General features: G+C 61.3%; 11 protein-coding genes. 4 read left to right on the top strand and 7 right to left on the bottom strand.

What is annotated here, in order from left to right; genetic code table 11:
- The 3 genes from RCH10_RS26295 to RCH10_RS26285 form a co-directional block, all read right to left on the bottom strand.
- Positions 1 to 221 (bottom strand): substrate-binding domain-containing protein (locus RCH10_RS26295; protein ID WP_409054662.1); only part of this gene is annotated, 221 nt, incomplete at its 3' end.
- A 278-nt stretch (positions 222 to 499) separates the two neighbouring features.
- Positions 500 to 754, bottom strand: coding sequence for a hypothetical protein (locus RCH10_RS26290; RefSeq protein ID WP_323499461.1), 255 nt, complete (start codon positions 752 to 754; stop codon positions 500 to 502).
- Positions 755 to 1,329: 575 nt separating this feature from the next.
- The gene (locus tag RCH10_RS26285) at positions 1,330 to 1,650 is read right to left on the bottom strand and encodes a hypothetical protein (protein WP_323499460.1); all 321 of its coding nucleotides are present in this window, start codon (positions 1,648 to 1,650) and stop codon (positions 1,330 to 1,332) included.
- Positions 1,651 to 1,789: 139 nt separating this feature from the next.
- Here RCH10_RS26285 and RCH10_RS26280 point away from each other — a divergent pair, with 139 nt between their 5' ends.
- Positions 1,790 to 1,975, top strand: coding sequence for a hypothetical protein (locus tag RCH10_RS26280; protein ID WP_409054661.1), 186 nt, complete (start codon positions 1,790 to 1,792; stop codon positions 1,973 to 1,975).
- Positions 1,976 to 2,086: 111 nt separating this feature from the next.
- Positions 2,087 to 4,483, top strand: coding sequence for a S1/P1 Nuclease (locus tag RCH10_RS26275; RefSeq protein WP_323499458.1), 2,397 nt, complete (start codon positions 2,087 to 2,089; stop codon positions 4,481 to 4,483).
- 123 nt (positions 4,484 to 4,606) lie between these two features.
- Here RCH10_RS26275 and RCH10_RS26270 read toward each other — a convergent pair whose 3' ends face one another.
- Positions 4,607 to 5,959: a hypothetical protein gene (locus RCH10_RS26270; RefSeq protein ID WP_323499457.1), complete on the bottom strand. Its 1,353-nt coding sequence runs from the start codon at positions 5,957 to 5,959 to the stop codon at positions 4,607 to 4,609.
- 73 nt (positions 5,960 to 6,032) lie between these two features.
- Positions 6,033 to 6,434 (bottom strand): hypothetical protein, encoded by a 402-nt coding sequence (locus RCH10_RS26265; protein ID WP_323499456.1) that lies wholly within the window; start codon positions 6,432 to 6,434, stop codon positions 6,033 to 6,035.
- Positions 6,435 to 6,668: 234 nt separating this feature from the next.
- On the opposite strand from RCH10_RS26265, the gene RCH10_RS26260 reads away from it, so the two are divergent.
- Both RCH10_RS26260 and RCH10_RS26255 read left to right on the top strand, forming a co-directional pair.
- Positions 6,669 to 8,759: a bifunctional metallophosphatase/5'-nucleotidase gene (locus RCH10_RS26260; protein WP_323499455.1), complete on the top strand. Its 2,091-nt coding sequence runs from the start codon at positions 6,669 to 6,671 to the stop codon at positions 8,757 to 8,759.
- Between the two features lie 164 nt (positions 8,760 to 8,923).
- Positions 8,924 to 9,979 carry a hypothetical protein gene (locus tag RCH10_RS26255; protein ID WP_323499454.1) on the top strand — a complete coding sequence of 352 codons (1,056 nt, stop codon included), beginning with the start codon at positions 8,924 to 8,926 and terminating at the stop codon, positions 9,977 to 9,979.
- Positions 9,980 to 10,487: 508 nt separating this feature from the next.
- Here RCH10_RS26255 and RCH10_RS26250 read toward each other — a convergent pair.
- Positions 10,488 to 11,039, bottom strand: coding sequence for a porin (locus tag RCH10_RS26250; protein WP_323499453.1), 552 nt, complete (start codon positions 11,037 to 11,039; stop codon positions 10,488 to 10,490).
- Positions 11,036 to 11,236, bottom strand: a complete 201-nt coding sequence (locus RCH10_RS26245; protein WP_409054663.1) for a porin — start codon at positions 11,234 to 11,236, stop codon at positions 11,036 to 11,038. Before RCH10_RS26245 ends, RCH10_RS26250 begins: the two co-directional genes overlap by 4 nt.
- Positions 11,237 to 11,339 lie beyond the last annotated feature (103 nt).

Below are 11,339 nucleotides of genomic sequence, written 5' to 3'. Positions count from 1 at the left end.
GTCTTGGCTTCGATCTGCTTGATGCCGGCACCGGAACCGACAGATTGGTAATTGACCTGCGTGCCGGTCGCCTTGTTGAAGTCGCCGGCCCACTTGGCGTACAGCGGTGCCGGAAAGCTTGCACCTGCGCCGGTGACGTTCTGGGCGAAGGCGGGTGAGGCAGAGGCCGCGAGGATCAGACCTGCGGCAGTGAACTGAGAGAGACGGCGTATCGAGTGCATGAAGCTTCCTGGTCGGAGTACGAGTGCCAACGAATTCGCGATGTGCGATCGTCCCTGCATGGAACCAATGTAAGAAGACGCTATGACATGCCTGTGACTTGCAAAGTCACAACACAAGATGCAATCGCGCCAACCGACAATGCAACCCTCCGGTAGCAGCATGCATTGATGACGCGGCCGCGCTCAAAGAATTTGCTTACAGGGCGGCTCAGCCGAACTTTCTTCGATGCCAACTCGAAGTTGAAATGCAAAAAAATCTATTTGCCGGCTTGGTCGACTTATTCTGCTTTTGGGACGTCCTCACGCTCGCCGGCAGCATCGGCGTCCTGCTCCATGTCGGGAAGCGGTTGGTCAGCGAGGGCTTTGATGAGTTGCTCGCGGAATTCTGCCAATGCCTTTGCCGATTTGGCGATGTCCTTGGAACCTTGGCCAGCCGCTCGCTCCACAAGCAGACCGGGTTCTTCGGACAGGACGATTTCAATGTAGCGGTCCGCGACTTCGGCAGCCGCGATCATTTGCGCTTCTTTGGACATGCAAGACTTCCTGGACAGTAAAAGGAAGCCTGATCCTGCAGGCGGACTGTGACACCGCCGCTACTGCGACAGCGACAGCGCATGCATACGACGTCGGTTTTCTGTCTCAGCGCTTCAATGCAAGTTGAAAAACAATCGTCCGAACTGTGAGCTCGAATGCTGGGCGCTAAAAGTACGTAACCACTGCCCCGCCGCAAGGTGCGACTGTGGCTTAACCCATCGCACCGTCTTGGCCGCCATAGGCGCCAGTCGCGCTGCCCGATCGGAAAAAAAGGCCGGTCCATCCACACGCCTCAACAAGTCCTGGCCCGGAGCTGCTTCAAGCTTCGTCACCGCTTCGCGCAACCGCACGACGTCCGTGTCGTGTGCGCCGTACCTGGCCTGCAACTTCCTCAACAAGTGGGTGAGGGTTTTGTGGTGGTGTCATTCGCATGGTCCCGCCACATAACGGACAGAATTCACCCGGGCGGCCTTGGGCGCGCTGGCCGGCGCGAGCATGCCGCCGCCGGCAATGATTGCGGCGGCATTTTTTTCCCATCTCCTGGCCCGCCACCTGGCCAGGGCCTCATTCATCCTCACGTTGGACGTCGAGAAATTTGGGCAGGAGCCATCGTGGCCAGGTCAGCCGGATTCGGCGCTTTGGGGAGATGCCGGATGCGGCGGCGCTGAAAGAGCCGCAGGCAGCTGCCAACGGCGCCGTTCAGATTCTCTATTCGCTGCGGCGAAGGATCGAGCTTTTCATCAACCTCCCGTTGGCGAAAGGCGATCGCGCTTCTCTTCGGGATGACATCCGGGACATGAGCAGGATGGGTTGAGACCGTCACATGGCTGACGGTGGCGAGTAGCGCTGATTCGCGGGCATCACCGCACGGCACCGACTGCAGGAGCGTCTTCATTCGGTTGTCATCGCATGGTTCTACGCTTGTCGGTGCAGCGCGGAATTCAGGCACAGCGGGATGACGCGCGCGTGTGGCCCTTCAAGCGACTCATGGGCAAGTGCACTGAAGGCGCCTCCTCTACCCATCCGAGACCATCATGACATTACCCATGTTCCGGCTGCGCGTCGATCGCATCGAAGGCGGACGTTTTGTCTGGGTCATCAGCGAGGTTTCTCCTTCACTGGAAGAAACCGAGCTCGCTTCCTCCCTGAATGCCTATGAGTCCGCCAGACACGCATTGGCCGACGGTGCAAAGGTGCTCGAACAACAAAAGGGCCTGTAGCCCGCGGCTGTCATCAGGGTGTCTAGATGCTGTGAGAAACATGAGGTGGGCTCAGCGTCAGGCGCTCGCCCAGATGCATTCAAGCGTGTCGACGTTCTGAAAGGGAAAATCATGTCCGTCCTGGATCTCCAATACAACTTTGCCGGCATGTCCTTGAAGGATCTGCTGGAAGCGCGCGATGCTTATCACTATCACCTTCTCAGCAAGGCCAACGTCGTTGGGACTGCTGTTGGCTACTACTTGATCCGCAAAGACGAGGATTGGCCAAGCAAGCCGGGTGAGGGGAAGAGGCCGCCAAATAAAAAGACGTATGCGCGCACGCTTTTCAACTCGGAGGTCCGCGACTATTCGTGGCCGTGTGTTTTGGCGTTCGTGCGCAAGTGGGCCGATGAAACAGAGTTTGGTTCTGGTGGGACTTTCAATTCCTCCCTCATGCTGCCAAAGACCCTGTACATGCCCGACGGTCGCGCTGTACCGGTGTGCGTCGTTGAAGTAGGCGACGAAGAAGTCAAAGCCGACGCGACCGAGATTGAAGGGCCAAGGCCGTCGTATCCCCTCGGCGGAGGTTGCCCCATCATCTTGGACGTTCAGGGAGAGAGGCATACGGCCACGGCCGGATGCCTCGTCACCGACGGGCATACCACCTACGTGCTCACGGCCCGGCATGCGAGCGGGGACGCCGGTGAGGTGGTTCAAAGCGTCACGCGCAAGGGATTGACGCGTATCGGCGTCAGCACCGACAAATGCCTTACACGCCGCCCGTTCGAAGAGGTCTACCCGTCTTTTGCAGGACGCCGCTGCTATGCCGCGCTCGATGTCGGGCTGGTGCGGGTAGATCGCGCGGCCGACTGGACATGCAACACGTATGCACTGCCGCCTCTGGGATCGTTGGCCGATGTGAACGAGGCCAATCTTTCTCTGAGGTTGATCGATCAACCAGTGCTCGGCTACGGCGCAGCGTCGGGCTTGCTACGCGGTCGAGTGAAGGCGCTTTTCTACCGGCATAGATCCGTCGGTGGATACGACTATGTCGGCGACTTCCTGATCGCACCCGATGGCGCGAAGCAAACCCGCCCGGGCGATTCCGGAATGGTGTGGCATCTCGATTTGTCCCCGCAGGCGCGCCAAAGACAAGATACGCCGCTGGCGCAGCGCCAGCTGCGCCCCTTCGCCGTCGAATGGGGTGGTCAGGTGCTGAGCGGTCAGGCCCGAGGCGCTGCATTTGCTGTGGCTACCAGCCTGAGCAACGTGTGCAAGCTGCTGGACGTAGAGCTGGTCACCGACCTGAGCCGTGGGGTTTCTGGCTACTGGGGACGCACAGGGCACTACAGCATCGCGGCTCTGGCGATCGAGCAAATCCGCGAGCCCAAGCTCAAGAAGTTGCTGCTCGCCAATTCGCAGGTTCTCAGCTTCGACGTATCGAACATCGCCGATCGGGGCTTCGACAAATCGGTGGGGCAACTCAGCGCAAGCGATCAGTTTGTGCCGCTCGCCGACGTGCCCGACGAGATCTGGAAAAAGCTGCCCAAACAGCGCGGCGGGCGGATCGGGGGTCGCGACACCTCGGGCGGTCCCGGCCGCAGCGATGGCCCCGAGCATCCAACGCATTACGCTGACATCGATGTTGACTATGCGCCACACGGCAAGAATTTGAGAGAGCTGTGCCGCCTCGATCCGGAGAAGTACTTGACGGTGCAAGCCTGGCTGTCCTACTACGACGAGCTGCAAAGCCTGGCCAAGGCGAACCATGACGCTGCTGCAGCCGCGCAATATGGAGACAAGCTCAAACGCGGCCTGCTGCCGTTTCGGCTTTGGCAATTTTTTGATGCCATGGTGGGCTTCGCGAGAGAGGGTGACGTCCTTCGATTTGTCACGGCGGCCGGGCTCGCAGCCCACTACATGGGCGACGCATCGCAGCCGCTGCATGGCTCGGCTTTGGCGGATGGCGACAAGTCAAGTGCGAGCCCGAGAACGGATCCCACGACAGGCGTATCGCTTCCCTACGGCGCAGGGGTGCACAGTGCGTTCGAGACCAATATGGTTTCTCGACACGCCCCCGACTTGCTAGACCGCGTGAAGCTCGACTTGAGGCAGCAAACCGCGCTCCTTCCCTTGTGCAGGAGTGGCGCGCAAGTTGCCAGGGCGACCATCGAACTGATGCACCAGGTTGCGCGGACGCTGCCGCCGGCACACATCCTCGATGTCTTCGAAGAGGCAGGGGGCACAGCGCGCGTCGCCGTGCTCGATGCCATGTATGAGGCATTGGCTCTGCCCACAGCACAGGTCATGGCAAGCGGCGCCAGGTATCTCGCCTTGTTGTGGGACTCTGCCTGGGCAGCGGGGAACGGCTCAAAAATCTCCGATGATCAGCTGCTTGAGCAGGACACGGGCAAGGTACAGATCACATACGCCGATTCGGAATTCATTTCTTCATTGACGCTCGATGCAATTGCATCGGTCCTTGTGCCTCCGTCCGACGGGTCCGAACTCCAGTGGCCGCCTAAATGACGGGACGCTTTTCCGCGCGCATCGTCCGAACAGGCGATCGTCGGCCGCGCACCGCTTGAGGACAACGCCACGCCGTAATCAGTGAAGACGCTTTGAGAGATGTGCGCCCTGGCGCTTCGGGGATCAGATGGCTCCGGTTTGCCTAAGCCGCGTGAGTTCCTGACGCACTGCGTCCAGGCCCTTAGTGCCGTACAGAACCAGCAGACGCTCGCCGCTGAGGTAGGCGAGGGCCGGGTTGCGAAATCGCAGGTTGAACGTGGCCGCGTCTGATGCGTCGTAGCCGAACTCCGGCGCCAGCTTGGTCAAGATGACATTCACGGAAGCAACGGCCGGGCCGGAGAATGTGAAGTCGGCATCCGACAGATTGTGCAATGTGTACTCGACACGAAGATTGGTCTGCCCGCCGGCCGTCAGATCGACATCCCCCAGTTTGCCGAGTGGCGGCAGGCGCAGGCGCCCGCTGCTGTCGTTACCGAGGTAACCCGCCTTCACGGGATCGATGCGCGCGATGATCGCCGCCGCACGCAGCCAGTTGACCACCTTGAACTCGTTGCCGAGGGTCGGTGCCGAATGCGCGCTGGCCTGTGTCAATACCATCAGTGGCGAGAAGCCGCGCGCCATCGATTCGGCAATGCTGAGGATGTGATGCCCACCGGTGCGCGAGTCGCCGGCCGCACCCCAGGCGTCTTGGGTCCCCGCGCCGCCGAAGTTGAACTCGGTGAATTCACTCCCGTCGGCGTTCCACTGAAACACGATGGTCTTTGCCCAGTCATGCCAGATGGGCGCGGCCAGTATCACGTCCTGATCGATGGGCAGACCGCCTTGACGCTTGCTCTCGCGACCACCGTGATGGTGTTGCGCTTCCTCGTCGTCGTCGATGTCCACGGCTGGCAGTCCGCCCGGTCCAGAAGAGCCGTAGACACTGCGGTATTGCTTGGTAAGATTTTCGTCGTAGAGGTCGTTGTTCGCTTCATGCACCGGTAGACCACCGGGGTAGGAGTGATGTCCGCCGAAGGCACTTCCCGGCGCAGATTCCAGCGGCTGCGGGAGTTGCGGACAGGCAGCATCTGCCTGCAGGACCGGCGGGAAAATCGCAGCCCGCACGCCCGACGGGAAAGCCGTCGCATCAGCGCGGTTGATGAGACCCTGCTCGAAAAGCGTCTGGATCACTGCATCTTGGGCCTGTACGGTGGCCAGCCCGCGGCGATGCACTGCGCACGTTGCCGGATTCTTCAGGATGTCGAGCGTGGCTGTGCGCAGCGTGCGATCGCCGATGCGTTCGCCCTGAGCGATCAGATAGCGCATCGCCGAGCGCACGAGCGGTGATTGCTTTGCCAGTCGGATGGCCGCTGCGTTGCCATCGCCCGGTTGGGTCTGGTCGGCAGCCATGCTGGCGGTCGAAGACAAAAACATCATCGCCGCGGTGGCCGTCGCCAGCGCCATGAAATGCACATTGGGCTTCGCCAATCGGATCATGAGATTCCTCCATCCAGTGTTGTGACCGGGCAAGCGTAGGCAGGCTTCATGACGCCCGCGTGATCACCGGTACTCAGGCCCTGCGCACAAGCCATGTCAGCGCGACGGCAGCCGCCACCAGCGCGATCACGGTGAGTTCCATCCAGAGCTCGTTGACCGTATGTGTCGCCTCGGCGGGCACTTGGCGGTGAACCGTTGCTGGCGCGGAAACAGAAAAAGGGTTGTAGACCGCACCGCCAAAACTCGGTGCGTCGACACTGTTCGCAGGGGCCTGGGGCTTGGGTTTGGCTTGTGCAGTCGCCGCCGATTTCGCAGGTGTCCATTCGCCGGGTTGCGCCGGCGCGGAGGACATGCTCTCGGACGGGGCTTCGGCCGAATTGACGTCGATTTCTTCGCCCGATGCAGAGAAGGCGAATGAGACCAGCAACACGGCACTTGAGAGATGAAGAGCGCGCTTCGAATCGATGCATTTCATAGGGTCTCCAAAGCACATGAAGACCGCCGGCAGCGACTGCTCAACCAGCGACATTGGGGCCTTTCACATCATTGTCCCTGCGCATCGATGACATGCGGATGACGTCGATGGCCTATCTCTTCGTCGTCACCGTTTGGTCACTGCGCGACTCGATAGTCGCGCCATAGCTTCTGCGGTGCGACGAGCGTGTGCACCTCATCCGCCTTTGCATTCAATCAACCATGAGGACAGCCCATGACGATCCGCCGCCTATTGCTCACATCCACATTGACGGCCCTTGGTGCGTGCGTCGCCGTGTCGGTAGCGACCTTGCCCGCTTCCGCGCAGCCTGCACGCACGTCAAACGCCAACGAGCGTGATCGCGGCAATGACCGGGACCGGGACCGGGACCGTGACCGGGACCGCGATGATGATCGGGACGATCGGGGCGGCCAGCATCACGGCAGGGGGCATGACGACGACCACCATGGCCAGTCACGCGAGCCCATCAAGATCAAGATCATCGGGTTCAACGACTATCACGGCACTTTGAAGTCGCCCGGAACGTTTGGCGTCAACGCGGTCGTGCCCGCGGCGCAGCGCCCCGCAGTGGGTGGAGCCGAATACCTTGCGGCCTACGTCGCCCGCCTGAAGGCGCAGAACGTGATGAACGTGGTGGTTGGCGCCGGCGACTTCATTGGCGCCTCGCCGCTGATCTCCGCCTTGTTCTTCGACGAGCCGGCAGTCGAAACACTCAATAAGATTGGCGTCGAGTTCAATGCCGTTGGCAATCATGAGTTCGACAAGGGGTCGGCCGAACTGAAACGGCTTCAAAACGGAGGCTGCAAGATCACCAACGGTGCACCGGATCCGAACAGCTGCAAGGGACTCGGCTCGACTGCACCAGGTACTTTCGACGGCGCCAAGTTCAAATGGCTGTCCGCCAATGTGATCGAAACCGGCACGGGACGACCTCTGTTCCCGTCCTACGGCATCAAGACTTTTCAGGGTGCCAAAGTGGCGTTCATCGGGATGACGCTCAAAGGTACCCCTGGCATCGTCACCCCCAAAGGTGTTGCTGGCCTGGAGTTCCGCGACGAGGCGCAGACGGTCAATGCGTTGATCCCCCGGCTGCGGGCGCAAGGCGTGCGCGCGATCGTGGTTCTGGTTCACCAGGGCGGCTTTCAGACCAATCCGAATGTCGGCGACATCAACGGTTGCGACGGAAATCTGAAGAACGCCGACGGCAGCGAGTCCGACATTGCCAACATCGTCAAAGGCCTGGACAGCGGGGTCGACCTGGTGATCAGCGGGCATACACACGCGGCGTACAACTGCTCTGCCAACACGCTGGATGTGAAGAACGTCAGCGGTGTAGCGGTTGCAACCCCACGTCCCACCGGGCTGCCGAACCGGGCCGGTCGCCTGATCCCTGTGACCAGCGCAAGCGCATTCGGCCGCGTGCTGACCGACATCGACGTGACGCTGCATCCGCGCTCGCACGACGTGGTGTCGGTTTCGGCGACCAACCGTCTGGTCGACCAGACCGATGTGGCGATCAACAACGCCATCGCAACGGACCCCACCGTGAAGAACATCGTCACGGGCTACAACGCGCTGGTGTCGCCGCTGTCCAACAAGGTGATCGGCACCATCGCCAGTGCGTTGCCCAATACGGCCAATCCTGCGGGAGAAATGCCGGCCGGCAGCCTGATCGCCGACGCCCAGTTGCAGGCCACGCAGCCTGCCGCATTCGGCGGCGCCGTAATCGCATTCATGAACGCGGGTGGCGTGCGCAGTCCGGGCTTCGCGGTTGCCGGTGCAAGCTATCCCTACAACGTCAGCTACGGAAACGCCTTTACGGTGCAGCCGTTTGGAAACAGTCTCGTGACCTTGACGTTGACGGCGCAGCAGTTGAAAGACCTCCTCGAACAACAGTTCACAGGCTGCCAGGGTCAGACCGCCCAACGTGTGATGCAGGTGTCGAACGGCCTGCGGTATTCATGGAGCCTTTCGGCCGCCCCCTGCTCCAAAATCATCAACGCGGTGCTGACCCGCACTGACGTCACCGTGACCCCACCGGTACCGTCCGCCGCGCCAGAGACGATCGTGGCCAACGGCGTGGTGCAAAACGCGGCCAAGACTTACCGGGTGACGGTCAACAACTTCATGGCCACGGGCGGTGATGGCTTCACAGTTCTGCTGGGAGGCATCAACCTGCTGGGTGGCGCACAGGACATCGATGCGCTCACGGCTTACTTCAATGCCGGCTACCTGGCCCCGCAGGCTGCCTACGATCCCGCGTTGCCGGCACTGGCGATTTCGCGCATCACTCAAGTTCCGTGAACGGTTGCAAGCACCTTCCTTCAAGGCGCTCGGCGATCCTGGCGTTGCTTTCACTGGCTGGTGCTGGTGCGCAAGGCTTCGCACAGCCAGCGCCAAACCCTGGGCACGCTGCGGCGCGATCTGCCGCCGCGATCACCGACCCCCGGGTGCTGGATGGCCCGCCGATGGGTGCGCGCACTGCGCTTCTGACGACCGCTGAAGCGCAGCTGGCATACGGTGATCCATTTGCAGCCATCGAGACCTTCGATCGCGCAGCGGCGATGCTGCACGCGCCCGACACTGAGATGGGTCTGGTGCGCGCGTACATGCAGGCTGGGCAATATCGCCGCGCGCTGGCGTTCTGCGCGCATGCGGCCGGCGCACATCTGGAAGCACCGTCGGCCAGCGCGTTGTATGCCTGGCTGCTGAAAGTCGGCGGGCAGAGCGAGGTTGGCGAGCGAGTGCTTCGGGACACCCTTGCGAGGGCACCGCAAGACGCAGTGGCTCTTCAAGCGCGCAAGGCATTCGACGCGTCGCGGCCACTGGCGTCGGATGTTTTGCTGCAAGCGCCGCACCGCATGGCTCCGTATGAAGTGATGGAGCCGGGGCAAGCCGATCCGCCGTCCGGTGCCCGAATCGTGGCGAGCGGAGTGCTGGTCAACAACGCAACCATGGCGTTGGCACCGACCGCAGCGGCGCTCACGGATGGGGTGCTGTGGGTCCGCAACGGCCTGGGGCGCACGACGCGGGCCCGCGTTGACCGCGAGCAGCCTCTGTCGGCCATGGGTGTCACGGTATTGCGCCTCGACGCCGCATTGGAAGGAGGCCGCCCTGTTCAGGTGGTCTTACGCGATCCCTTCGCGGGAAGCGCGAGCTTCGCCATTGAATTTGCTGGATCGTCTGCTTCGCAACCGGCCTGGCCGTGGCTGACCCAGGGCTTCTTTGGCGCCTTCGGGAACGATCCTGGTCATCGACGACTGAACATCGATGTTTCCGACGGCATGCGGGGAGGCCCCGTCCTTGATTCAAGCGGCCGTCTCGCAGGCATGTTGGTGCATGGTGGCGATGCGCAGGCCGTGATTGTGCCCGAGTCCCAATGGCGGCTGCTCCGGGACAGCGTAGTGGCTGCTCCAGAAAGCGATCGCATGGCGGCGGAAAAGACCGCGGCGAGCCTGATGCCGGCAGACGAGGCCTATGAAATCGGACTGCGGCTGGCTGTCCAGATCATTGCCGCACGATAGATGCAATTTGCATCAACGGCGGCGGCATTGGTGAGCAGGCGGCAAAGACCGCTGGCCTGCACGTTTCAAAAGCCGGGCTTCACCGCAACTGCGACCAACAGATCAGCAGCAGCGCGAGCGCCACGACCAGCGCTGCAAACCTGTACCGACTTGCGGGCGAGCAGTGCTTGCGCGTGCCCCGGCTTACGTCCAGACGTTTGAGTTCTGCCGTTTCAGTCTTTGTCTTGCCCGGCCAACGGTCGGGTGTGTCGGAGTCATCGTTATGCGCAGTCATTCCAGGCCCACTGGTGTCGCTCAGCCGGAGCTTTCCATACCGCTCAGGTCGCGCGCGATGACTGACACAGGTCTTCGGACTAGGGGCGGGGCTGATTGCGGGCATGCGGTGGGCATCGATTGATCCTGCAATTCCAGCGTATGACTGTCGAATGTCAAAAATGTGAAAAAGCCACCTGACTTGGCGTCGAGTGGCTTGTCGTTTTCAATTTGAACTGGCTAAGCCAGTGTCAAATTAGAACGAGTGCCGAATACCGAAGTCGTAGCCCATCGAGCTGCGATTCGTGTAGTTGGCGCCAGGGACAGTCGTAGAAGAGCAAGGAGCTGCATTCGGGTTCGTGCCGTTCGTCTGGATGACGGCCATGCTACCGAGAACTTGGCTGTTCTGGCCGTCGGAGATCTTCAGCTTGGAAACCGTGGCGTACAGAGCGGTACGCTTGGACAGGTTGTACAAGTAGCCGACTGCCAACTGGTTGGCCGTCGAGTCGAAGTTCGAGGTGTTGAAGAATGGATTGGCCAGAACGCCACCGTTCACCACGCCGTTGTCGAACTTCACGCGCAAGTATGAGGGGTGTACGAGGCCAGAACCGAGGGGAGCTGTTATACCCAGCAAAGCACCGTTGTACTTGTTGGTGGTGCGGTTGGCGAACTGCAACGCCGCATTCGCGATGGTGTCGTTCTTGTCTTTCACTTGCGACAGTTCACCGATCAGCTTCACAACACCGAAGTCATACGACGCGCCCAGGTTGAGCGTGGTGAGTTTGCGATCAAGTGCGGCTTGGTTCAAGCCCAGGGGAATGTGTGTGCCTGGCTCTGGCCGTAGCCCAGTGCAACGTCCAGGGGGCCGTTGGCGTAGCCAAAGCGCCCGCCAACGTAGCGCCCCTTTTGCGACGGCTCGACACCGCTGAGCTTCGTGGTCTCAGGCAGTGCGTACTGCAACTGACAGTAAAAACCACTCAGGTTCGGCGGCAGGAAATAGCCGATGGGGGAGCGTCTGAATTTTTGTGTTTCGAGGCGGGTTGATTGAACTCTGTCTCGCCTGATTTCTCATCTGTTTTCAGGCCCCTGCCAGGCCGCCGGAGGCGCC

Source organism: Variovorax sp. GrIS 2.14 (assembly GCF_046115955.1).
In the GTDB taxonomy this organism is placed as follows: Bacteria; Pseudomonadota; Gammaproteobacteria; order Burkholderiales; family Burkholderiaceae_C; genus Variovorax.
This window is presented reverse-complemented; position numbering and strand designations above follow the sequence as displayed.